The organism is Rhizobium jaguaris, assembly GCF_003627755.1.
Classification (GTDB): Bacteria; Pseudomonadota; Alphaproteobacteria; order Rhizobiales; family Rhizobiaceae; genus Rhizobium; species Rhizobium jaguaris.
On the sequence record NZ_CP032694.1, the window covers coordinates 3,260,652 to 3,284,187 of the forward strand.

17 protein-coding genes are annotated in these 23,536 nt (G+C 60.2%); 2 read left to right on the top strand and 15 right to left on the bottom strand.

Going from position 1 to position 23,536, the window contains the following annotated elements; genetic code table 11:
• Positions 1 to 2: 2 nt before the first annotated feature.
• From urtC to urtA, 3 genes are all read right to left on the bottom strand, one after another.
• Entirely contained in the window at positions 3 to 1,184 is a 1,182-nt protein-coding gene (urtC, locus tag CCGE525_RS15905) for an urea ABC transporter permease subunit UrtC (RefSeq protein ID WP_120705126.1), read from the bottom strand.
• Positions 1,181 to 2,806: an urea ABC transporter permease subunit UrtB gene (gene urtB / locus CCGE525_RS15910; RefSeq protein ID WP_120705127.1), complete on the bottom strand. Its 1,626-nt coding sequence runs from the start codon at positions 2,804 to 2,806 to the stop codon at positions 1,181 to 1,183. Before urtB ends, urtC begins: the two co-directional genes overlap by 4 nt.
• A 68-nt stretch (positions 2,807 to 2,874) precedes the next feature.
• Positions 2,875 to 4,164, bottom strand: coding sequence for an urea ABC transporter substrate-binding protein (urtA, locus tag CCGE525_RS15915; RefSeq protein WP_107108958.1), 1,290 nt, complete (start codon positions 4,162 to 4,164; stop codon positions 2,875 to 2,877).
• A gap of 234 nt (positions 4,165 to 4,398) precedes the next feature.
• Between urtA and CCGE525_RS15920 the strand changes: the two genes are divergently transcribed.
• A complete protein-coding gene (locus CCGE525_RS15920) occupies positions 4,399 to 7,788 on the top strand; it encodes a hybrid sensor histidine kinase/response regulator (RefSeq protein WP_120705128.1) in 3,390 nt (1,129 codons plus the stop codon).
• The gene (locus CCGE525_RS15925; RefSeq protein ID WP_120705129.1) at positions 7,781 to 8,704 is read left to right on the top strand and encodes a response regulator transcription factor; all 924 of its coding nucleotides are present in this window, start codon (positions 7,781 to 7,783) and stop codon (positions 8,702 to 8,704) included. Before CCGE525_RS15920 ends, CCGE525_RS15925 begins: the two co-directional genes overlap by 8 nt.
• 14 nt (positions 8,705 to 8,718) lie before the next feature.
• On the opposite strand, the gene CCGE525_RS15930 is transcribed toward CCGE525_RS15925, so the two are convergent.
• From CCGE525_RS15930 to CCGE525_RS15985, 12 genes are all read right to left on the bottom strand, one after another.
• Positions 8,719 to 9,690, bottom strand: a complete 972-nt coding sequence (locus CCGE525_RS15930; protein ID WP_120705130.1) for a 2-hydroxyacid dehydrogenase — start codon at positions 9,688 to 9,690, stop codon at positions 8,719 to 8,721.
• Between the two features lie 152 nt (positions 9,691 to 9,842).
• Entirely contained in the window at positions 9,843 to 10,964 is a 1,122-nt protein-coding gene (locus CCGE525_RS15935) for a branched-chain amino acid ABC transporter substrate-binding protein (protein WP_120705131.1), read from the bottom strand.
• Positions 10,965 to 11,150: 186 nt separating this feature from the next.
• Positions 11,151 to 11,504, bottom strand: a complete 354-nt coding sequence (locus CCGE525_RS15940; protein WP_120705132.1) for a DUF6867 family protein — start codon at positions 11,502 to 11,504, stop codon at positions 11,151 to 11,153.
• Positions 11,505 to 11,528: 24 nt separating this feature from the next.
• Entirely contained in the window at positions 11,529 to 12,257 is a 729-nt protein-coding gene (locus tag CCGE525_RS15945; RefSeq protein WP_120705133.1) for an ABC transporter ATP-binding protein, read from the bottom strand.
• Positions 12,257 to 13,129: an ABC transporter ATP-binding protein gene (locus CCGE525_RS15950; protein WP_120705134.1), complete on the bottom strand. Its 873-nt coding sequence runs from the start codon at positions 13,127 to 13,129 to the stop codon at positions 12,257 to 12,259. Before CCGE525_RS15950 ends, CCGE525_RS15945 begins: the two co-directional genes overlap by 1 nt.
• Positions 13,129 to 14,520 (bottom strand): high-affinity branched-chain amino acid ABC transporter permease LivM, encoded by a 1,392-nt coding sequence (gene livM / locus CCGE525_RS15955; RefSeq protein WP_120705135.1) that lies wholly within the window; start codon positions 14,518 to 14,520, stop codon positions 13,129 to 13,131. The genes CCGE525_RS15950 and livM overlap by 1 nt, the downstream gene beginning before the upstream one ends.
• A 4-nt stretch (positions 14,521 to 14,524) precedes the next feature.
• Positions 14,525 to 15,427 carry a branched-chain amino acid ABC transporter permease gene (locus tag CCGE525_RS15960; RefSeq protein ID WP_120705136.1) on the bottom strand — a complete coding sequence of 301 codons (903 nt, stop codon included), beginning with the start codon at positions 15,425 to 15,427 and terminating at the stop codon, positions 14,525 to 14,527.
• A 307-nt stretch (positions 15,428 to 15,734) separates the two neighbouring features.
• Positions 15,735 to 18,161: a GcvT family protein gene (locus CCGE525_RS15965; RefSeq protein WP_120705137.1), complete on the bottom strand. Its 2,427-nt coding sequence runs from the start codon at positions 18,159 to 18,161 to the stop codon at positions 15,735 to 15,737.
• 220 nt (positions 18,162 to 18,381) lie between these two features.
• Positions 18,382 to 18,936, bottom strand: a complete 555-nt coding sequence (locus CCGE525_RS15970) for a sarcosine oxidase subunit gamma (RefSeq protein WP_120705138.1) — start codon at positions 18,934 to 18,936, stop codon at positions 18,382 to 18,384.
• 7 nt (positions 18,937 to 18,943) lie between these two features.
• Entirely contained in the window at positions 18,944 to 21,901 is a 2,958-nt protein-coding gene (locus CCGE525_RS15975) for a sarcosine oxidase subunit alpha family protein (RefSeq protein ID WP_120705139.1), read from the bottom strand.
• On the bottom strand, positions 21,898 to 22,176 hold the full coding sequence (locus CCGE525_RS15980) for a sarcosine oxidase subunit delta (protein ID WP_120705140.1): 279 nt from the start codon (positions 22,174 to 22,176) through the stop codon (positions 21,898 to 21,900). The genes CCGE525_RS15975 and CCGE525_RS15980 overlap by 4 nt, the downstream gene beginning before the upstream one ends.
• A 13-nt stretch (positions 22,177 to 22,189) precedes the next feature.
• Complete coding sequence (locus CCGE525_RS15985; protein ID WP_120705141.1) at positions 22,190 to 23,440, bottom strand: sarcosine oxidase subunit beta family protein; 1,251 nt, start codon at positions 23,438 to 23,440, stop codon at positions 22,190 to 22,192.
• Positions 23,441 to 23,536 lie beyond the last annotated feature (96 nt).

The following is a 23,536-nucleotide window of genomic DNA, read 5'->3' on the forward strand; positions in this document are numbered from 1 at the left end:
TCTCACTCCGCCGCTTGAATGGTCGTCTTACCGGCTTCGGCTTCGGCTTCGGCTTCGTCTTCCTCTGCTTCAGGCTTTGGACTGACCGCCTTACTGCCACGACCGATATATCGCGCCGCCGTGCCGACGACACCCTTGGGCAGGAACAACGTCACCGCGACGAAGAGGCCACCGAGCGCGAAGAGCCAGAAATCGGGGAAAAGGCCGGTGAAGATCGTCTTTCCACCATTGATGAGGATGGCGCCGATGATCGGACCGATCAGCGTTGCCCGGCCGCCAACCGCGGTCCAGATGACCACTTCGATGGAATTGGCGGGTGCAAATTCCCCGGGATTAATAATGCCGATCTGCGGCACATAAAGTGCACCGGCAATTCCGGCCATCATCGCCGACACCACGAAGACAAAGAGCTTCATGTGCTCAACGCGGTAACCCAAGAAGCGCGTCCGGCTTTCGGCATCGCGCACGCCGACCAGCACCTTGCCAAACTTCGAGCGCACTATGGCCGATGACAGCATCAACCCCAGCGCTAGCAGCAGCGCGGTAACCGCGAAGAGTACGGCGCGCGTGCCATCCGCCTGGATGTTGAAGCCGAGAATATCCTTGAAATCGGTCAGGCCGTTATTACCGCCAAAGCCCATGTCGTTGCGAAAGAAGGCGAGCAGTAGCGCGTAGGTCATCGCCTGCGTGATGATCGACAGATAGACGCCATTGACGCGTGAGCGGAAGGCAAACCAGCCGAAGATGAAGGCAAGCAGTCCGGGAGCCGCCAGCACCATGATCATGGCAAACCAGAAATGATCGAAGCCGTACCAGAACCAGGGCAGTTCCTTCCAGTTCAAGAACACCATGAAGTCCGGCAGGATGGGATTGCCATAGGTACCGCGCGACCCGATCTGCCGCATCAGATACATGCCCATCGCGTAGCCGCCGAGCGCGAAGAAGGCGCCATGGCCGAGCGAGAGAATGCCGCAATAGCCCCAAACGAGATCGAGTGCCAAGGCGAGCAGTGCATAGGTCAGATACTTGCCGAACAACGACATCAGGTAGGTCGGCACGTGCAACAGACTGCCTTCCGGCAGAACCAGGTTCGACAGCGGCACGAGTACCGCGACAGCAAGCAGGATCGCGATGGCGACGCTGATACGGCGGTCGAGCGAGCGAAGGAGAAAAGCCGTGATCATGCTTCCACCGCCCTTCCCTTGAGGGCGAAGAGCCCGCGCGGACGTTTCTGGATGAAGAGGATGATGAGGACGAGAACCAGGATCTTGCCGAGCACCGCCCCCGCATAGGGTTCGAGGAACTTGTTGAGGATGCCGAGCGAGAAGGCGCCCACCAGCGTTCCCCAGAGATTGCCGACGCCGCCGAAGACCACGACCATGAAACTGTCGATGATGTAGCTCTGGCCAAGGTTTGGCGAGACGTTGTCGATCTGGGAGAGCGCAACGCCTGCCATCCCCGCAATGCCCGACCCCAGGGCAAAGGTAAAGGCGTCGACCCAGGGCGTGCGAATGCCCATGGAGGAAGCCATGCGCCTATTCTGCGTCACCGCCCGCATCTGCAGCCCGAAGGCCGAGCGCTTCAACAGCAACAGCAAGGCGACGAAGACGCCGAGTGCGAAAACGATGATCCAGAGCCGGTTCCAAGTGATCGAAAGATAACCGAGATCGAAGGAACCGGACATCCAGGAGGGATTGCCGACTTCCTGATTGGTCGGCCCGAAGATCGAGCGCACGGCCTGCTGCAGGATCAGCGAAATGCCCCAGGTGGCGAGCAGCGTCTCCAGTGGCCGGCCATAGAGGAAACGGATGACGCCGCGCTCGATGACAAGGCCGACGGCACCGGTGACCAGAAACGCCACCGGCAAGGCGATCGCCAGCGACCAGTCGAAGAGTTCCGGATAGAAGCTGCGAATGACGCTCTGGACCATGAAGGTGGAATAGGCGCCGATCATCACCATCTCGCCATGCGCCATGTTGATGATGCCCATGACGCCGAAGGTGATGGCAAGCCCGATGGCGGCAAGCAGCAGTACCGAACCGAGCGAAAGGCCGTACCAGACGTTCTGCACCGCATCCCAGATCGCCAATTGGCTCTGGATACCGGCGATGGCGGCCGCGACATCGGGCTTCAGGCTGTCGTCGACGGAAACCGAAGAAAGAATGCCGATGGCGTCACGACCACCTTCTGCCTTGATCGTCTCGATCGCCGCCTTCTTCTGCTCCGGCGGGCGATCGGAGCCGAGCACGGCAACCGCGCGCGCCCTGTCGAGCACGCCGCGAATTTCGCCGTCCTTTTCGTTCTTTAACGCCGCCTCCAATGCCTCCAGCGAATCCGCGCTTGGCGATTTCAACACGGATTGCGCCGCCTCCAATCGGACGCCACGATCCGGGCTCATCAGCGTCAGGCCGCCGAGCGCCGAACGGACCGAGCGACGAAGATTGTTGTTGATCTTGATCTTGCTAAGATTGCCCTTGGTTTCCTGGCCAGCCGTCTGTCCGGTCAGCGGATCGATCAGGGCCATGACGTCTCCGGAAGATTTGGCGATGAAGACCTGATTGTCGGATTTGCGGACATAAAGATCGCCGTCCGAAAACGCCTGCAGCGCCGGCACCACCTTGGGATCGCCGGTTTTGGCCAGGTTCTTCACGATCTCGTCGGCCTGCTGGAAGTTCGCCGGACCCAGCGCGTTGATAAGACTATGCGCATCCTCCTGGGCACGCAGCGCTGTCGCCGTTAGCGCCAGCATCAGGCAAAAGCCGGCGGCAAGCGCCACAGCCATGCGGTAAACGAATTTGTCGAACATCGCGCGTCCCCTCATGCTGTCGCGGGCAGAGGAGTCTGCCCGCGACGAGCGCACACTAAAAGCTGAACTCAGGAACCCTTGCCGCCGCACTTGCCGGTGGAAACGTTGAAGTTGCCGCAGTTAAGCGGCATGCGCCAATCCGAGATCAGATCCTTGCTATCAGGCAGGTAGTCCGACCATTCCTTGCCGACCACTGCAGGGGTCTGCGAAACAACGTCGAACTGGCCGTTCTCCTGCACCTCGCCGATCAGCACCGGCTTGGTGATGTAGTGGTTCGGCATCATGGTGGCGTAGCCGCCGGTAAGGTTCGGCACGGAAACGCCGACGAGCGCGTCGATCACCTTGTCCGGATCGGTCGTACCGGCCTTTTCGACCGCCTTCACCCACATGTTGAAGCCGATATAGGCAGCTTCCATCGGGTCGTTGGTGACCCGCTTGTCGTTCTTGGTATAGGCGTGCCATTCCTTGATGAATTCGGCATTGGCGGGCGTATCGACGGACTGGAAGTAGTTCCAGGCGGCGAGATGGCCGACCAGCGGCTTGGTGTCGACGCCGGCAAGCTCTTCTTCGCCGACCGAGAAGGCGACGACCGGAATGTCCTCCGCCTTGACGCCCTGGTTGCCGAGTTCCTTGTAGAAGGGAACGTTGGCGTCGCCATTGATGGTGGAGACGACCGCGGTCTTCTTGCCGGCCGAGCCGAAGGCCTTGATCTTGGAGACTTCCGTCTGCCAGTCGGAGAAGCCGAACGGCGTGTAGTTGATGATGATGTCTTCGTCCTTGACGCCCTTGGACTTCAGGTAGGCTGCAAGGATCTTGTTGGTCGTGCGCGGATAGACATAATCGGTGCCTTCCAGAACCCAGCGCTGCACGCCTTCATTCTGCATCAGGTAGTCGACGGCGGGGATCGCCTGCTGGTTCGGGGCAGCTCCGGTGTAGAACACGTTGCGCTCGGACTCTTCACCCTCGAACTGCACGGGATAGAACAGGATCGAGTCCAGTTCCTTGAACACCGGCAGGACCGATTTGCGCGACACCGAGGTCCAGCAACCGAATACGGCCGAGACCTTGTCCTTCTGAATCAACTCGCGGGCCTTTTCGGCAAACAGCGGCCAATCGGAGGCCGGGTCGACGACGACAGGCTCCAGCTTCTTGCCGAGAACGCCGCCCTTCTTGTTCTGCTCGTCGATGAGCATGAGCATGGCGTCCTTCAGCGTCGTTTCCGAAATCGCCATGGTGCCCGAAAGCGAATGGAGAACGCCAACCTTGATGGTGTCGTCGGCGGCAAAAGCTCCATGAAATGCAGTCGTCGACATGATGGCGCCCAGAAGCGCGCCCGAGACAAGAGTCTTCAGTTTCATGCGTAGTTCCCCTCTTTTTTGTCTGCCGCAACGGCTCGTAAACGAAGATTAACCGTTGCCTGCCGCGACTATCCGGCAGCACCGGGGGATTCCACATACGTAATATGACGTAGGAAGCGGGGCGAAATATGCAGCATATTAGCAGTTCACGCACTTAAGGACTGCGCCGATCCGTGTTACGACATGAACTACACTTGCCAAACTATTTGGGGGCAAGACTGCTGAAGGGTGGGCATGGCAGCGCGGCAACGCATCATTCCGGTGAGACGCGAATACAACCGCTGGGTCGCAAACCAGACATTGGAAGACTATGCCCTGCGCTTCACCGCCAAAAGCGCCCGGCAATTTTCCTCGCAGCGTATCTCGCAGACAGCGATCGGCGCCATCTCTTTCCTGGCTTTGGAAGCGATCGGCGGCGCCATTACGCTCTCCTACGGCACGACCAACGCCTTCTATGCCATCATCGTCGCTAGCATCGCCATGCTCGCGATCGGGTTGCCGATCAGCCGCTACGCCATCCGCCATGGGGTCGATATCGACCTGCTGACCCGCGGCGCGAGCTTCGGCTATATCGGCTCGACCATCACGTCACTTATCTATGCCAGCTTCACCTTCATGCTGTTTGCCATCGAAGCCTCGATCATGTCGGGGGCGCTGGAACTGACGCTCGGCATACCCTTGTGGATAGGCTATATCGTCAGCGCCGTCATGGTTATTCCGCTGGTAACGCATGGTGTCCGTCTGATCAGCCGGTTTCAGCTTCTGACGCAACCATTCTGGATCGTCCTCAATATCCTGCCCTTCGCCTTCATCGCCTTTTCAGATTGGGGAAAAATCGATCTCTGGCGTGCCTTCGCGGGCATACATCATACGTCCGGCGCATCCGGAACCGCCGCTCCCTTCGATCTCGTGGAATTCGGCGCCGCTTCCGCCGTTATCCTGGCGCTGATGTCACAGATCGGCGAACAGGCCGACTTTCTGCGCTTCCTGCCGCCGGAAGGCCGCCGCAAATGGCGGCATCGTCTGGTAATCTTCCTCGCAGGTCCCGGCTGGGTGACTATCGGCGCACTGAAGCTGCTGGCCGGGTCTTTCCTTGTCGTCCTGACGCTGACCTCGGGCGTACCGGCCGATCGCGCCGCCGATCCGGCGCAAATGTATCTCACCGCCTTCGGCTACATGATCCCCTGGCACAATGCCGCACTGCTGCTGATGGCCGCCTTCGTCGTGGTTTCGCAGCTCAAGATCAACGTCATGAACGCCTATGCCGGCTCGCTCGCCTGGTCGAATTTCTTCTCTCGGCTGACCCACAGCCATCCCGGCCGCGTGATCTGGCTCGTCTTCAACGTCGCCATCGCCCTGCTGCTGATGGAACTTGGCATCTATAGGCTGCTGGAAGAGACGCTCGGCATCTTCTCCATCATCGCCATGGCGTGGCTCTGCACGATCTCCGCAGATCTCTTCATCAACAAGCCGCTCGGCCTTGCCCCTCCCGGCATCGAGTTCAAGCGCGCGCACCTCTACGACATCAATCCCGTTGGCTTAGGCGCCATGGCGCTGTCGGCGACGATTGCCCTCGTCGCCCATTTCGGCGCCTTCGGCGCGGTCGCCGCCTCGCTAGCCCCCTACATCACCTTGGTGATTGCGCTCATCGCCTCGCCCGCGATCGCCTGGGCGACCAAGGGCAAATTCTATCTCGCCCGCAAGCCGCGCCAAAGCTGGAAGAATTTGACCTCCATCACGTGCTCGGTCTGCGAACATCCTTTCGAGCCAGAGGATATGGCCTGGTGCCCGGCCTATGCCGCGCCGATCTGCTCGCTCTGCTGCTCGCTGGACAGCCGTTGCCACGACATGTGCAAGCCGAAGGCGCGGCTTAACACGCAGGTCGCCACCGTCGCCAAGACACTGCTGCCGGAGACCATCGTCGCCAAGCTCGCTACTCGCCTCGGCCGTTACGGCATCGCCGTCGTGGTGGCGTTGGCGGCCGTGGGCGCTATCCTGGCAATGATCGCCCACCAGGTCGGCTCCGCCTCGCCGGAGACCGCCGCGGTGGTGGACCGCACGATCCTCATTGTCTTCTTCGTCTTCGCCGTCATCGCCGGCGTCGTCTGCTGGTTCTACGTGCTCGCGCACGACAGCCGCGTAGTCGCCGAAGAAGAATCTTCCCGTCAGAATACGTTGCTGCTCAAGGAAATCGCCGCGCACAAAAAGACGGACGCTGCTTTGCAAAGCGCCAAGGAGGCGGCTGAGGCGGCAAACCGCGCCAAGAGCCGCTACGTCGTGGGCCTGAGCCACGAATTGCGCACGCCGCTCAACGCGGTGCTCGGCTATGCCCAAATCCTTGAGCGCGACGAGACTATCCCGGCGCCGCGGCAATCCTCGCTGAAGGTCATCCGCCGCAGCGCCGAACATCTCTCCGGGCTGATCGATGGGCTGCTGGATATTTCCAAGATCGAGGCCGGCCGGCTGCAGGTCTATTCCAACGAGATCAATATTCAGGATTTTCTCGACCAGATCGTGGATATGTTCCGACCGCAAGCACAGGCCAAGGGTCTTGCTTTCATCCATGAGCGATCCGGCGCCCTGCCCGATTATGTCCGCACCGACGAAAAGCGGCTGCGGCAGATCCTCGTCAACCTGCTCTCCAACGCCATCAAGTTCACCGACGCGGGCAGTGTGCGTTTCGAGGTCGGCTATCGCAGTCAGGTCGCGAGCTTCACCATCGCCGATACCGGCCGAGGCATCGCCGAGAAGGACCTCACCCGCATCTACGAGCCCTTCCAACGCGGCGAGGCCGACAGTGTCCGCCCCATGCCGGGCCTCGGCCTCGGGCTGACCATCACCCGATTGCTCACCAATACACTCGGCGGCGAGATCTCCGTCGTCAGCGAAAAGGACAAGGGCTCGACTTTCAAGGTGCGCCTGATGCTGTCTGCGGTGATCCGGCCGATGAGGCCCCCGGCACAGGAGCAGCGCATCGTCAGCTATGAAGGCCCGCGCCGCACCATCGTCGTCGTCGACGACAATGAGGATCATCGCGAGCTGATGCGCGAAGTGCTGTCGCCCCTCGACTTCATCGTGCTGACGGCCGCGGGCGGACCGGACTGTTTGACGCTGATCGAGGGCATCAAGCCGGATCTTTTCTTGGTCGACATCTCCATGCCTGGCATGAACGGCTGGCAATTGGTCTCACGGCTCAGGGAGAACGGCCAGATGGCGCCGATCCTCATGCTATCGGCCAATATCGGCGATGGCGCCGCCGCCAAGGACAGCGACGACAGCCATAATGACGCCATCGCCAAACCTGTCGATATCCGCCAGCTTCGCGACAAACTGGCACTACATCTCGGCCTGAAGTGGATCTATGCCGACGGTTCCGCACCCGTCTCGCCGAAACCCGCGCCACCTATGAAGAGCCCGGGGATAGAGCATGTCCGCGAGTTGATACGGCTTGGCGAGATCGGCTATGTCAGAGGCATCGAGGCGAAACTCACGGATCTTGCCAAGCTCGATCAGAACCGACCCTTCACCGATGCTTTGCGCACCTATGTTCAAGCCTTCGATATCGGCGGGTTTCTGGATTTCCTGCATAAATTCGACAATGAAAAGGTAGAACCGATTGGCTGAGCCCGCCCTTCCCCGCGATATAGTCTTGCTCGTGGACGATTCGCCGGAGGCGCTCGGTTTCCTGACCGACGCCCTGGAGCAGTCGGGTTTCTCCGTTCTCATAGCTACATCAGGCTCGGCGGCGCTGAACATCGTCGAACGCATCACGCCGGACCTGATCCTGCTCGATGCCGTGATGCCATCCATGGACGGTTTCGAGACCTGCCGGCGGCTGAAAGCGAACGCCAGTATAGCCCAGATTCCCGTAGTGTTCATGACCGGCCTGACCGAAACCGAGCATGTCGTGCATGCGTTGGAATCGGGCGGCGTCGACTATCTCACCAAGCCCATCAACGTTGATGAACTGCGCGCCCGCATCCGCGTCCACTTGCGCAATGCCCGCTCCGCTCAGAGCGCCCGCGTTGCGCTCGACGCCGCCGGCCGGCATCTCCTGGCGGTCAAAGGCGATGGCGCGATTCATTGGTCGACACCGCAAGCGACGCGCCTCATCAACGCCGCCACCGGCAGCGACGACGGCCTCGATCTTGTAGTGAAACACATCGCGACCTTCATGCGCGAGCGCGAACGGCCAGGCCCGGCGCGCGACAACCTGCTCTCCATCAGCAATGGCAGCCAAGCGGCCCTGCAGCTCGCCTTCCTCGGTGCGATCGGCCCGGACGAATATCTCTTCCGCCTGACCGCCACCAACCAGCGCGCCGACGACGGCGTGCTGCGCCAGCATTTTGCGCTCACCCAGCGAGAATCCGAAGTCTTACTCTGGATTGCCAAGGGGAAATCGAACCGCGATATCGGCGAGATTCTTGGGCTTTCAGCGCGGACCGTGAACAAACATCTGGAACAGATCTATGTGAAGCTCGGGGTGGAAAACCGAGCTTCCGCCGCGGTAAAGGCGGCGCATGTGCTGCATGAGATGTAAATCCACTTTCGGGGCTAAGCCACCCGATCCGGCGGCTCACGCCCTTCGAAAAATGCGGTGATATTCTCCACCACCTTCATCCCCATGGCCGTGCGCGTCTCTTCGGTCGCGCTGCCGAGATGCGGCAGCAGCACGACATTCTCCATTGCCTTTAGCCTCTCCCGCACATTCGGCTCCGCCTCGTAGACATCGAGGCCGGCACCACGAATCGCGCCTTGCTCCAACGCAGAAATCAGTGCCGCCTCGTCGACGACATCGCCGCGTGCAGTGTTGATCAGAAAGGCGCCGGGCTTCATGGCGGCGAAACGGGCTGCATTCATCAGATGGCGGTTCTCCGCGCCGCCAGGGCAATGCAGCGAGACGAAATCGGAAACCGCGAGCACATCCTCGATCATCGGAAGTTGCATCGCGCCGTAACGCGCCGCTTCCATCGGATCGATGGCAGAGCGATTGTAAAAGACGACATCCATGCCGAACCCGAAATGACAGCGTTGCGCGAACGCTCTGCCGATGCGGCCGAAACCGACGATGCCGACGGTTTTGCCGGCAACCTTCGTGCCGACCATATGCGTCGGCCGCCAACCGCTCCATTCGCCGGCACGCAGCTCGCGCTCCCCTTCACCGGCGCGGCGCGCCACGGACAGCAGCAGCAGCATGGCGATGTCAGCGGTGCAGTCGGTAAGTACGCCCGGTGTATTCGTGACGACGATGCTCTTGGCCCTGGCGGAAGCCACATCGATATGATTGAAGCCCACTCCGAAATTGCCGAGGATTTTTGTCCTAATGGCATCGCCCGCGAAAAGCGCGGCCGGCAGCTTGTCGGAAACGGTCGGCAGCACCGCATCATAGGCCAGCAATGCTTCGCGCAACTGCGCCGCATTGAGCGCGATATCATCCGAATTGAACGTCGCGTCGAAGCGCTCGGAAAGTACGGCCTCCACGGCGGCCGGCCAGCGCCGGGTGACGAGAATACGGGGTCCGCTCATGCTGCATCGTCCTCCTGCCAAGATGGGCTCAGACTTAAAGCACGAACGCCGTGAAGGAAATGCCGTTCATCACAGCCTAAACAGAAAGAAGCCCGATCATTGACCGGGCTTCGCAGATCGGACGCACCGCCGGAAAACCGGCGCCGCGAAGATTACTTCTCCATTTCGGCGTAGTTGTACTTGCCGTCGGAGCCCTTGGACCACTTGTACATCACGTAGTCCGGACGGGTGATGTCGCCCTTTTCATTGAAGCCGAGTTCGCCGATGGCGGTCTTGTAGGGACCCTTTGCCTTCAGCGCGTCGGCAACAGCCATCGGGTCGCTGGAGCCTGCAGCCTTTGCCGCGTCGGCGATGACCTGCATGGCAGCGTACGCATAAAGCGTATAGCCTTCCGGCTCATAGCCGGCAGCGCGGAACTTGGCGACCAGGTCCTTGGAAGCTGGGTTCTTGCGCGGATCCGGCGCGAAGGTCATCAGCGTGCCGTCGACAGCGTCGCCGGCGATCGAAGCCAGCTCGTTCGATACGATACCGTCACCGGACATGAAGTGAGCCTTGACGCCCTGGTCAGCCATCTGGCGCATGATCAGGCCAGCTTCGGTGTGCAGACCGCCGTAGTAGACGAAATCGACGCCAGCCTGCTTCATCTTGGCGATGAGGGCCGAGTAGTCCTTGTCGCCGGGGGTGATGCCTTCATAGAGAACTTCTTTCACGCCAGCGGCGTTGAGGTTCTTCTTGGTTTCGTCGGCAAGGCCCTGGCCATACGGGGTCTTGTCGTGAACGACGGCAACCTTGGCGCCCTTGAAGTTGTCGGCGATATACTTGCCGGCCACTGCACCCTGCTGGTCGTCACGACCGCAGGTACGGAAGGTGTTCCACAGGCCACGTTCGGTGAACACCGGGTTGGTGGAAGCCGGAGTGATCTGGAGGATGCCGTTTTCGGCATAGACTTCCGAAGCCGGGATGGAAACGCCCGAGTTGAAGTGGCCGACAACGAACTTGACGCCGTCAGCGACGAACTTGTTGGCAACCGAAACGCCCTGCTTGGCGTCCGAAACGTCGTCGCCGAGTTCGAGCTTGATCTTTTCGCCGTTGATGCCGCCGGCTGCGTTGAGGTCGGCAACAGCTTGCTCAGCACCCTTCTGGAGCTGAGCGCCGAACGCAGCATTTGCACCAGTCAGAGGGCCTGCAACGCCAACGATGATGTCAGCCTTCGCAACGCCGCTGAATGCGATCATCGCCGACAGAGCCACGGCCGACAGAAGATACTTCTTCATATTGTTACTCCCAGTTTTTTAAGCGGGTTCCGTTTGATTCGCCCTGCGCAATACCCACTAATCATCGCGCCGGTAAGCTTGTATTCCGAAGTCTAGAAGAGATGATCCCAAGAAGTAGTTCAAGCACTTTTCAAATAGGATCACACCCGACTTTGAATGCAGACTGTGCCTAGTTTCAACGCACTGTCAATTCTTCTTCTTCCACGAGAAGGCCGAGGTCTTTTCGTAGAGCCAATAGTAGTTATTCACCATCTGGTCCGTACGACGATAGCGGTATCCGCCCGTGGAGAAGATGAGGAGTAGAACCACGTCGAGTATATAATTGTAGAGGTCGAACACCGGGCCGTTGAACAGCGCATGGTGCAGGAATTGCAGCCCGAGGCCGATCAGAAGCGTGTAGATGACCACCAGCGGGTAGGAGTTCCAGCTACTCGCCACGGCGCGGCCGGCGCGCCATGCCGTCCAGAAGCCCAAGAGAATGATGACCGCACGAATGACGATGCGCCCGCCGCTATCGCTTTCGAAGAAAATTCCCTGCATATCAAATTCTCCGCAGAACGAGGCTCAATGGTGGCCGCCTTCGAGATAGGCGGCACGCACTTCCGGATTGGCGAGCAGTTCCTTGCCAGAGCCGCTCATCGTCACCCGGCCGTTGACCATCACATAGGCGCGGTCGGAGAGCTTGAGCGCGGCAAAGGCGTTCTGCTCGACCAGGAAGACGGTGAGCCCCTGGGTCTTGTTCAGAACCTTGATGGCTTCGAAAATGCCCCTGACGATCAGAGGCGCAAGGCCGAGCGAAGGCTCGTCAAGCAGAAGCAATTTCGGGCGCGCCATCAACGCACGGCCGATCGACAGCATCTGCTGTTCGCCGCCCGATAGCGTACCGCCGCGCTGCGATTGGCGCTCCTTCAAACGTGGAAACAGGGTGAAGATCTTTTCGACGTCCTCATTGAAATGTTTGAGTTTGTCGAGGCTTGCCCCCATCTGCAGGTTCTCGTAGACCGTCATGCGCGGGAAGATGCGCCGTCCCTCGGGCGACTGCGCAATACGCATCCGGGCAATCTCATGCGTCGGCATGTGGGTAATGTCGCGGCCGTCGAAGATTACCGACCCGTTGCGGGCCTGCGGACTGCCGCAGATGGTCATCATCAACGTCGACTTCCCGGCACCGTTTGCGCCGATCAGGCTAACGATTTCGCCGCTGTTGACTTCGACATTGACGCCGGCGAGAGCGCGGATATTGCCGTAATAGGTTTCGACACCCTCAACTTTCAGAAGCGGTTGCCCCGTCATCAGCGTTCGCCCTCTTGGAGGTGCTCGACTTCGGCAATCACCTCTTCCACTTCCACATCTTCGACGCCGAGATAAGCCGCGATCACTCTTGGATCGTTCTTGACCTCATCCGGCGTGCCATCGGCAATCTTCTGTCCGTATTCGAGCACTACGACGTGGTCGGAAATTTCCATGACCACCGACATGTCGTGTTCGATCAGAAGGATCGACGTGTCAGCATCCTTCCGAATGCTGCGCAAGAAATCATTGAGCACCATCGACTCGCGCGGGTTGAGACCGGCAGCCGGCTCGTCCAGGCACAGGAGCTCCGGGCCGGTGCACATGGCGCGGGCGATTTCCAGGCGGCGCTGCGCGCCATAGGGAAGATCGCCGGCCGGATCGTCGGCACGATCGATGAGATTGGCCTTCTCCAGCCAAAAGGACGCCAGTTCGATGGCGTTCTTGGCCTCAGCGCGATATTTGCCGATACCGAGCAGACCAAGCACCGTATATCCGGATGCGCGCATCAGCTTGTTGTGCTGGGCCACCAGCAGATTTTCAAGCACGGTCAGGCCCGAGAACAGACGGATGTTCTGGAACGTGCGCGCCACCTTGGCTTCGCGCGTGATCCGAAAATCCGGCAGCCGTTCCAGTAGGAATTCCTTGCCGCCCTTCTGGTTGAGCGTGATCATCCCCATCGTCGGCCTGTAGAAACCGGTGATGCAATTGAAGACCGTGGTCTTGCCGGCGCCGTTCGGGCCGATCAGCGCGGTGATATCGCCGCGCCTGGCCTCGAAGGAGAAGTCGTTGATCGCCATCAGGCCGCCGAATCTCATCGAGAGATGATCGACCTTGAGCAGGATGTCGTCAGGGGTTGCGGTCACAGCGTTCATCAGCCGTGGCCCTCCTTGGTAAAGCTGCCGGACACCGCTTTTCGCTCCTTGAGGAAGGCGGTCGGCTCACGGGTTCCGACGAAACCGCGCGGTTTCACGATCATGACGACGACCATGGCCAGGCCGAAAATCAACATGCGGTAGAGTTCCGGCGTAAAATCCGGACCAAAGATCAGCTTGAGAAAATCCATGTCGCGCAGCAATTCCGTGCCGCCGACCATGGCGATCGCAGCAAACGCGATGCCCTTCAGCGATCCCATGCCGCCGAGGACGACGATGGCGAGAATGACCGCCGATTCGAGGAACACGAAGGATTCCGGCGAGACGAAGCCTTGCCGCGCGGCGAAGAACGAGCCGGCAAAGCCGCCGAACATCGCGCCGGTGGCAAAAGCCGTAAGCTTCGTCGTCACCGTGTTGATACCAAGCGACCGGCAGGCGATTTCGTCTTCACGCATCGCTTCCCAGGCGCGGCCGATCGGCATGCGACGCAGCCGGATCGTCACATAGGCGGTCAGCATGCAGAGCGCCAAGATGACGTAGAACAGGAAGATCTTATACCAGGCAGACGAGATCGGCAGACCAAGGGTCCGGATGATGTTGTGCGGATCCTTGAGATCGAAAGTATAGAGACCGAACAACGACGCCTTGGTGATGTTGGAAATGCCGAAGCTGCCCTTAGTCAAATCCGTCCAATTCGTGATCACGATGCGGATGATTTCACCGAAAGCGAGAGTCACGATCGCCAGATAATCGCCGCGCAGACGCAGAACCGGGAAACCAAGGATCATACCCCACAGTCCAGCGAAGATACCGGACAACGGCAACAGAATCCAGAAGGACAGGCCAAAATGCGTCGCCAACAGCGCGTAGGAATAGGCTCCAACCGCGTAGAAGGCGACATAGCCCAGGTCGAGCAGGCCGGCGAGACCGACGACAATGTTCAGGCCCCAGGCAAGCATCACATAGATCAGGATTTGGATGCCGAAATTGTCGACGTAGGTCAGCGATCCCTGCGGACCGAAAAGTGCCAGCGCCAGCATCGGATAGACGAGCAGGAACGCCAAAGCGATCTTGTTGAAGTTCTTCGATACGAAGCCTGGCTCGGCTTCGACCGGCGGAGCCTTTGCCTTCGCCGCTCTTCTGGCGGCAAGCGTCGGCTGGAGGAAAACGGTCGAGACGAAACGTCCGGCCGCGGCGATGGCAACGATGGATGCCAGCAAGCCCCAACGCTGAACGATGATCAGCTTGTTGTCGATGTTCTGATCGGTCTTCAGGCCGATATAGAGCACGAACATGCCGAAAGCGATGACCGCCGTCCAAAGGGCATCTGTAATCCCTTTCTGGACAAGGCCGGGCGCGGTCTTGCCGGGAACGAAACTTGAGCTTGCCATGGCCTTATACCTTCTCGACTTCCGGCCGTCCGAGAATACCCGTCGGCTTGAAGATCAACACGTAGGCCAAGATGCCGTAGGTCGCGACATCCTTATACGCGATAGCGAAATTGCCCGACCAGAACGACTCGATGAAACCGATCATCAAACCGCCGAGAACGGCACCCGGCAGTGAGCCGATGCCACCGAGAACGGCCGCGGTGAACGCCTTGACACCGGGAACGAAACCATCGGTGAAGTTGGCGACGCCATAATACATCAGGTACATCGTGCCGGCGACAGCGGCGAGCGCTGCGCCCATGATGAAGGTGACGGAAATGGTGCGGTCGACATTAATGCCGAGCAGCGCCGCCATCTTGCGATCCTGCTCCGTGGCGCGCTGGGCACGGCCAAGCGCTGTCTTATTAACCACGTACCAGAAAGCGGCAAGCAGAACGACGGTGACGATGAAGATGATGATCTGCTTCAGCGAAAGCGATACGCCGCCGATATTATAGACATCGCCCACCAAAGTCGGGATCGGCTTGTTGCGCGGACCCTGTGCGACCTGGATGAAGTTCGACAGGACAATCGACATGCCGATTGCGGTGATCAGCGGCGCCAAGCGGAACGAACCGCGCAGCGGCCGGTAAGCGACACGCTCGATCACCCAATTCCACAAGCTCGTCATCAGCATGGCGACGATGAGCATTACCAGAAGCAGGATCGCCACCGGCAGACCGGCGAAGAGCGACACGAGAACCAAGTAAGTGATGAGAGCGGCGAAGCCACCAAGCATGAAAACGTCGCCATGGGCAAAATTGATCATGCCGATGATGCCGTAGACCATGGTATAGCCAATGGCGATCAGGCCATAAATAGACCCGAGAGTCAGCCCATTAAGGAGCTGCTGGATAAAATAATCCATATGTCATTTCCCCTGGATGCGGAGTCTATTGACCGCATCTCTTATTGATTAGGGTTTCCTACGAGAGGACCCGTGGGGCCGATTCCATACTGTTTTCGAAGCAAATGTGAAGCCAAAAAGGCAGGGAATTGACAAATTCTTTTCAAATGGCCGTGCAATGGCGCAATTCGGACCAGAAAAGACAGAAAAATGGCACCTCCTGGCTCAAAAATAGCCAAGATGGCCTGCGCAGGCGTTCCAGACTGAAGACATCTCGTCAGAAACGGGCTCCCGTGGAAGCCCGTTCTTTACCGTTCGAGGTCGACCATCAGGAGCGCATGCGCGCACCCTCGACATCGAACAACGGCTGCGGCTGCAGCGTCGCTGGCAATATTTCGCCGAGCAGTTCGATCGACCATCCCTGCGCTTCGTCGGCAATCTCTTTCGGCACGTAACCAACCGCGACCGAGACCCCGGAGGCGTGCGCATAGCCGCCGGAGGTCACCCAACCGCAGACAGCACCATTGTGATAGATCGGCTCATCACCGATGACATCGGCGTCCCTAGCCGCGAGAATAAAGGTGCGCAGCCGCAAGGCCCCACCCTCCGCCTTCTCCTTGGCTGCCGCCAACTTGCCGATGAAATCGGCCTCCTTGGATAGCGCGACGAACCGGCCGAGCCCGGCCTCCAGCGGCCCATAAAGCGGCCGGTATTCGCGCGCCCAGCTACCATAGGATTTGTCGAGGCGGAGCGCGTTCAATGCCCTGAGACCGAAGAGCCTGATATCGAATTCGGCGCCGGCCTCCATCAGCAGATCAAAAAGATAGCGTTGATGTTCCGGCTTCATCCAGATCTCGTAACCGAGATCGCCGGTATAGGAGACACGGCCGACGATGGCGGGCGCCATGCCGAGATCCATGCGGCGGATGGACATGAAGGGGAACGCGGCTGCAGAGACATCCTGGTGCGTCAGCTTTTCCAGAAGTCTGCGCGCATTCGGCCCGGCAATGGACAGGCCAAGCAGCGACAGGCCGAGCGCCTTCAGCTCGACCGAACCGTCCTTGGGCAATTGGCTCTCGAACCAGCGCATGTGATAGGCCTCGGCAATCCCGGAGCCGATAACGAGAAAATCATCCTCGCCCAATTTGGCGAGCGTGAAATCGCCGATCAGCTTGCCGTCATGCTTCAACATCGGCGCCAGCGTCATGCGGCCGACGGCCGGTATACGGCAGGCGAGCAGCCGGTCGAGAAAGGCTTCCGTGCCCGGTCCCTTGACCGAATATTTGGCAAAGCCAGAGGTTTCCATCAGCCCGACGCTGTCACGCACCGCCTTCGCCTCGGCGCCGACCACATCAAAATCATTGGAGCGCCGCCAGGAGAACTCATCCACTTCGCCCGCGGGCGCGAACCACAGAGCCTGCTCCAACCCGTAGGACGCACCGAATATGCCACCCGCAGCCTTGAGCTTGTCGTAGATCGGCGTCGTCAGCAGCGGCCGCGCCGCCGGCAATTCCTCATTGGGATAGCGAATGGAAAAGCGCCGCGCGTAGTTCTCACGCACCTTGGCGTTGGTATAGGCTAGCGTCGCATAGTCGCCATAGCGCGAGACATCCATGGCGAAGACGTCGAAACCGGGATCGCCGTGGATCATCCAGTTGGCGAGCGCCAGTCCCACGCCGCCGCCCTGGCTGAAACCGGCCATGACAGCGCAGGCAGACCAGTAGTTCGTCAGCCCCCGCACCGGCCCGACCAGCGGATTGCCGTCCGGCGAGAAGGTGAAGGGGCCGTTGATGATCTTCTTGATCCCGGCCTTGTTGAAGGCAGGGAAATGCCGGAAGCCGACTTCGAGCTCCGGCGTGATACGCTCGATGTCCTCGGCCAGCAGCTCGTGGCCGAAGTCCCAGGGCGTGGTCACAGGCGACCACGGGCGGCAGGCCTTTTCATAGGTGCCCATCAGCATACCCTGCCGCTCCTGGCGCAGGTAGATCTCACCGTCGAAATCGACGCAGTGCATCAGCTCTTTGCCGGTCGTCTTGTTGAAATCAGCGACCTCCGGCATGTCCTCGGTGATCAGATACATATGCTCCATGGCGAGGACAGGCAGCTCCAGCCCGACCATTCGCCCGACCTCGCGTGCCCACAGTCCGGCGGCATTGACGACATGCTCGGCGACGATCTCGCCCTGATTGGTAATCACCCGCCAGGAACCGTCCTCGCGCTGTACCAGCTCTTCCACCTTTGTGTGCAGATAGATCTCGGCGCCGTTCTTCTTTGCCGAGCGGGCATAGGCATGCGTCGTGCCATAGGGATCGAGATGACCTTCGACGGGATCATAGAGCGCGCCAACGAATTGGTCGGGATCGAGAAGCGGCATCATCTGATGCGCTTCTTTCGGCGTCAGCAAAGTCGCCTCCAGGCCGTTATAGCGGCCCTTGGCGAGGATCGATTTCAGCCAGTCGAAACGCTGCGGGGTCGCCGCCAGCATCAGACCGGACGTCATATGCAGGCCGATATCCTGGCCGGAATAGTCCTGAATCTCCTTATAGAGCTCGACCGTATATTTCTGCAGCTTGGCCACATTGGGATCGCCGTTGATCGTGTGCATGCCGCCGGCCGCGTGCCAGGTCGAACCCGATGTCAGCTCGGAGCGCTCGAGCAGCACGACATCCGTCCAGCCGAATTTCGTCAGGTGATAAAGCACCGAACATCCGACGACCCCGCCGCCGATGACGACGACCTTGGCATGGCTTTTCATCTAGAAATCCCCTGTGTTCGGCGCGAAGTCTGCGGGCGTTTTCCCGCGCAACCGGCCGTATTTGCAGGGCAGCCTAAAGACTATCCAGAAGGCCAAATAGCCCGAACTGCGAACCCGATCTGCCTGTTTGCGCCATCGCAATTGTTCGGATCGCGCCATCCATTTTTCTGGCGTATAAGCCCTTCGGAAAAACCGCTTCGCACTTTTCCGGTTTACGCGCTCAATCGGCGAACCCAGCCGTCAGTGCGAACTCGCGTCCCATCTCCATCAGCTCCTCGAACACGCTGCCGGCATAGGAACGCGGGATGATGATCTCGAAACGGTCGGGGCCGGTACGGGCCAGATTGGCGCTGACATGGCAGCACAGCATATTGGCCGACTGTCCCTCGGCGAAGACCTCCGGATGCAGGTCAATAGCCACGCATTTCGCCAGGATGCGGCGGACACTCGGGCCTGAAAGGCGCAATATCACCCGGCCATCGCTTTGTTCGAAGAAGGAAACGCGGCCGGCATCCAGAATGGCAAGATCGCGCGCCAGGCTCTCGGCCGCCAACACCTCGGATACTGCCAGCCACTCGTCCGGCCCGGCATGGCGCACCGAAATGTCCGACATCGCTTTCAAAGCCGCCAGTGTCCATTCTTCCTGTCCGGCATGGGCGAGCACGGAGAAGATGACGGGACGGCGGGCAACCGCAAGATGGTTCGGATTAGGCTCACCTTCGAAGCCGGAAATGTGATCTTCCAGCACGTGCCGGCTTTGATATGCGACGCTCATCGATCCCTCATCCCAAAAGTTTCTTGTTGGCAGGATCGACGAAGACCGGATTGCAGACCTCAGCAACCACCTCTTCGCCACGCAGCCCATCCCAGACGACCAGATGTTCGCCGATCCGCTCGCGGCCCGATTTGAGGAAAGCCAATGCGATGAAATGGCCGAGAACCGGGGAGAAGCAAGCCGAAGAAACATGGCCCTGGTCATTGCCCGTCGAAGGCTTGGCGCCTTCTTTCAGGAGATGCGCGCCTGCCCGAATTTCCTTGGTGGGATCGACCGGCTTCAGCCCGATAAGCTGGACACGATCGGCTGCGGTGAGGCCGAAGCGGGTCGACAATCTCTTGCCTATGAAATCCGGCTTCTGCGTCGCCATCATCCGACCGAGGCCGACATCGTCGGGCGTGGTGCGGCCGTCCAGTTCGCTATGGGTGACATGCCCCTTCTCGATGCGGAGCACATTCAGCGCTTCGACCCCGTAAGCACAGATACCATGTGCCCTGCCCGCCTCCATGATCGCATCCGCCACCGCTTCGCCGAAGCCGGCGGGAACGGCCAGTTCATAGGCCAGTTCGCCGGAGAAGGAGATACGGAAAAGGCGCCCCTTCAGCCCGCCCTTCAGCATCACCTCTGCGGCGGCGAGGAAGGGGAAGAATTCGTCGGAGATGTCATCCTGGATAATCTGCTCCAGGACCAGCCGCGCTTTCGGCCCGGCAATCGCCATCTGCGCCCATTGATCCGACGAGGAGACGAACCGCACGTCGAGCTGCGGCCAAAGAGTCTGGGCGCAAAACTCCATATGGGTCATGACCTCGCCCGCCATCGCGGTCGTGGTGGTCAGGAAGAAATGGCAAGGCGAAAGCCGGCTGGTCGTGCCATCGTCGAACACCATGCCGTCCTCGCGCAGCATCAGCCCGTAGCGCGCCTTGCCGATCGGCAGCTTCAGGAAGGCATTGGAATAGAGCCGATTGAGAAACTCCGCCGCATCCTTGCCGAACACTTCGATCTTGCCGAGCGTCGAGACATCGCAAAGACCGACATTGTTGCGGACATTCAGGACCTCGCGGTCGACGCTGTCGCGCCAGCCCTTCTCGCCTGGGCGCGCAAACCAGGCCGAGCGATACCAAAGGCCGGCTTCGACAAAAGTTGCGCCATTTTTCTTAGCCCAGCCATGCAACGGCGATTCCCGCACCGGCTGCGCATGCTTGTCGCGCGCCGTGCCTGCGAGGGCGCCGAACGAGACGGGCGTATAGAAAGGCCGGAATGTCGTCGTGCCGACGGCAGCCGGGCTGACGCCGCGCATGCCGGCGATGATGCCTGCGGCGTTGACATTGCCGAGTTTGCCCTGATCCGTCGCCATGCCACTTGTCGTATAGCGTTTGGCGTGCTCCGCATGACCAAAACCTTCGCGCAGGGCCAGGCCCAGATCCTTGGTGTGGACATCGTTCTGGAAGTCGACGAAGGCTTTGTTCTTGGCGCCCGGCACATGCCATATGGCCGCAAAGGACGGATCGTGATCGCCTTCGACCTCCGGCATCTCAGCCTCATGCACCGTGCGACCGAGACTCTCGACGACCAGTCCCGTTTTTCTGGCGCCATCGACAAGACAGCCCGAAACGCTGTCGATGCCATTGGCGGCTCCCGCGATCTCCAGTTCGCCACCGACCGTCGGCGCCACGAAGGCCTGCCTCTCTTCCGACCACACGGGCTTTGCACCACGCTGACAGGCAAGGTGGATAATCGGCGACCAGCCGCCCGACATGGCAAGCGCATCGCAAGCGATGAGCTCGTCCAGGCCGCCGCGATCGGCAATCACGCCACTGATGCGATGCCGGCCCTTCGTGGCCTGTATCGTGCCGGCATGAATGACGCGAACGCCCTGCGGTGCAGGATCGGACGAGGCGCTGCGCGTATCGATGATGGCCGTTATCTCGACGCCTTCCGCCGCCAGATCCGATGCCGTGCGATAGCCGGACCCGCCATTGGTGAACACCGCCACCCTTTGTCCCGCCACCACGCCATAGCGGTTGAGATAGCTGCGCATAGCGCCGGCCATCATCACGCCGGGCTTGTCATTGCCGCCGAAAACCAGGGGCCGCTCTTCCGCGCCTGTGGCCAGGATCGCGCGCTTGGCGACGATGCGCCAAAGACGCTCGACCGGCAGATCGGGCGACGGCATCGCCACATGCTTCTGCACTTTCTCGACCGCGCCGAAGACATTGCCGTCATACCAGCCGAACACGGTGGTGCGCGGCATCAAAGTGACATTCTCGAAGCTCTGGAGTTCATCGAGCGTTGTATGCACAAAAGCATCTGCGGAAACGCCGCCGATCGACAATCTCTCCGTCAGCAATGATCCGCCCAGGCGAAATCCTTCGTCGGCAAGGATGACGCGCAGTCCGGCGCGCGCCGCCGTCAGCGCCGCCATCAGCCCGGTCGGGCCTGACCCGATCACCAACAGATCGCAATGTGCCCAGGCCTTCTCATAGCGATCAGGATCGGCCTGCATGGCCGCCTTGCCAAGACCGGCAGCGCGGCGGATCAGTGGTTCATAAACCTTCTCCCAAAAAGCTGCCGGCCACATGAAGGTCTTGTAGTAGAAGCCGGCGCCGAAGAAGGGCGAGAACAGGCCGTTGATCGCGGCAAAGTCGTACTTCAGCGACGGCCAGCGGTTCTGGCTGACGGCAGTCATGCCCTGATAGAGCTCGGCGACGGTGGCGCGAGTGTTCGGCTCCACGCGTCCATCTTTTCCGATCGTCACCAGCGCATTCGGTTCGGCGGAGCCCGCCGTCAGAATGCCGCGCGGACGGTGATATTTGAAGCTCCGTCCAACGAGCATTGTGTCGTTGGCGAGAAGGGCGGCGGCAAGCGTATCGCCCTCCATTCCCTTCATATTCTTGCCGTCGAACTTGAACGAAAGCGGCCGGCTGCGATTGATGAGCCCGCCGGAGGAAAGACGATAGGCTGTCATTTCGCCGCCTCCCGCGCCTTGTCCGCGGCATCGATGACGGAGAAGACCTCGTGCGTGATATTGCTGCGATCGACGATCAGCCAGCGGCGGCAACCGGCCGCGTGATGCCAATATTCGAGAATGCGCCCACGCGCATTATCGCGGACGTAGACATAGCGATGCCAGTCGTCATCCGGCGCTGATGGCGCCGGGCGGACGACGGATGCAGAGCCGCGAATGGTGAATTCTTCTTTCGGGCGCGCGCCGCAATGCGGGCAGGTGATCAAGCTTGCCATCGGTTTCGTGCCCTCAATGCAGATTCGGCTGCGGACCCTTGCCGCCTTCGTCGATCGCAAAACCGCGCGCGAAACGGTCCAGACGCATGAAGCGACTGACCTCGTGGCTTTCGCCGTTGGCGATCAGGTGCGCGAAGCAGAAGCCGGAGGCCGGCGTCGCTTTGAAGCCGCCATAGTTCCAGCCGCAGTTCAAATAGAGATTGTCGATCGGCGTACGGTCGATGATCGGCGAGCCGTCCATGCTCATGTCCATCACGCCGCCCCAACTACGCAGCACGCGGACTCGCGACAGGCCCGGGATCAGCGACACCCCCTCCTCCATCGTATGTTCAACGGTGGCGAGATTGCCGCGCTGAGCGTAGGAGCTGTAATAATCGATATCGGCGCCGAAGACCAAACCGCCCTTGTCCGACTGCGATATATAGAAGTGGCCGGCGCCGTAGGTGATGACGTGATCGATCACCGGCTTCAGCCCTTCAGAGACGAATGCCTGCAGCACATGGGTTTCGATCGGCAGTTCCAGATCCGCCATGCGGCCGAGGATCGAGGTATGGCCAGCCGCCGCCAGCGCCAGCTTGTTGCAGCCGATGAAGCCACGCGTCGTCTCGACACCGGTCACGGCACCATCTTCTCGGCGGATGCCGATCACCTCACATTGCTGGATGAGATCGACACCGCGGCTTTCGGCGCCGCGCGCATAACCCCAGGCGACAGCATCGTGCCGTGCCGTGCCGCCACGCGCCTGCAGCAACCCGCCGAGGATCGGAAAGCGAGCATGATCGAAATTGAGATAGGGCATCATCTTGCGGACCTGATCGCGGCTCAAGAGTTCCGCATCCACGCCATGCATGCGCATGGCATTGCCGCGCCGGGCGTACTCGTCGCGCTGTCCGTCGGAATGGAAGAGATTGATGATGCCGCGTTGGGAGACCATGGCATTGTAGTTGAAGTCCTGTTCCAGCCCTTCCCAAAGCTGCATCGAGAATTCATAGAACGGCTCGTTGCCAGGCAGGAGATAGTTGGAGCGGATGATCGTGGTGTTGCGGCCGACATTGCCGGAGCCCAGATAGCTCTTTTCCAACACGGCAACATTGGTAATGCCAAATTCCTTGGCGAGGTAATAGGCCGTCGCCAGTCCATGGCCGCCGCCGCCGACGATGATCACATCATAATGCGGTTTCGGCTCCGGCGTTCGCCAGACAGGCTGCCAATGACGGTTTCCTGAAAGCGCCTGCTTCAGAACCTGATATGCCGAATAACGCATGTATGAATCCCGGTCTCTACGCGGCCACACATTCGCATATGCAACAAAAACGACAAGTCTGGGAAGGACGGAAAACCTTCGCAAACAGAACATGTT

What these genes read in the sequence shown, in the direction of transcription:
- CCGE525_RS15985 (WP_120705141.1), bottom strand. Translation starts at nt 23,440, where the DNA reads ATGCGTTATTCGGCATATCAGGTTCTGAAGCAGGCGCTTTCAGGAAAC.
- CCGE525_RS15950 (WP_120705134.1), bottom strand. Translation starts at nt 13,129, where the DNA reads ATGAACGCTGTGACCGCAACCCCTGACGACATCCTGCTCAAGGTCGAT.
- CCGE525_RS15970 (WP_120705138.1), bottom strand. Translation starts at nt 18,936, where the DNA reads ATGAGCGTCGCATATCAAAGCCGGCACGTGCTGGAAGATCACATTTCC.
- CCGE525_RS15940 (WP_120705132.1), bottom strand. Translation starts at nt 11,504, where the DNA reads ATGCAGGGAATTTTCTTCGAAAGCGATAGCGGCGGGCGCATCGTCATT.
- CCGE525_RS15920 (WP_120705128.1), top strand. Translation starts at nt 4,399, where the DNA reads ATGGCAGCGCGGCAACGCATCATTCCGGTGAGACGCGAATACAACCGC.
- CCGE525_RS15965 (WP_120705137.1), bottom strand. Translation starts at nt 18,161, where the DNA reads ATGAAAAGCCATGCCAAGGTCGTCGTCATCGGCGGCGGGGTCGTCGGA.
- CCGE525_RS15980 (WP_120705140.1), bottom strand. Translation starts at nt 22,176, where the DNA reads ATGGCAAGCTTGATCACCTGCCCGCATTGCGGCGCGCGCCCGAAAGAA.
- CCGE525_RS15945 (WP_120705133.1), bottom strand. Translation starts at nt 12,257, where the DNA reads ATGACGGGGCAACCGCTTCTGAAAGTTGAGGGTGTCGAAACCTATTAC.
- urtA (WP_107108958.1), bottom strand. Translation starts at nt 4,164, where the DNA reads ATGAAACTGAAGACTCTTGTCTCGGGCGCGCTTCTGGGCGCCATCATG.
- CCGE525_RS15975 (WP_120705139.1), bottom strand. Translation starts at nt 21,901, where the DNA reads ATGACAGCCTATCGTCTTTCCTCCGGCGGGCTCATCAATCGCAGCCGG.
- urtC (WP_120705126.1), bottom strand. Translation starts at nt 1,184, where the DNA reads ATGATCACGGCTTTTCTCCTTCGCTCGCTCGACCGCCGTATCAGCGTC.
- livM (WP_120705135.1), bottom strand. Translation starts at nt 14,520, where the DNA reads ATGGCAAGCTCAAGTTTCGTTCCCGGCAAGACCGCGCCCGGCCTTGTC.
- CCGE525_RS15935 (WP_120705131.1), bottom strand. Translation starts at nt 10,964, where the DNA reads ATGAAGAAGTATCTTCTGTCGGCCGTGGCTCTGTCGGCGATGATCGCA.
- CCGE525_RS15930 (WP_120705130.1), bottom strand. Translation starts at nt 9,690, where the DNA reads ATGAGCGGACCCCGTATTCTCGTCACCCGGCGCTGGCCGGCCGCCGTG.
- CCGE525_RS15960 (WP_120705136.1), bottom strand. Translation starts at nt 15,427, where the DNA reads ATGGATTATTTTATCCAGCAGCTCCTTAATGGGCTGACTCTCGGGTCT.
- urtB (WP_120705127.1), bottom strand. Translation starts at nt 2,806, where the DNA reads ATGTTCGACAAATTCGTTTACCGCATGGCTGTGGCGCTTGCCGCCGGC.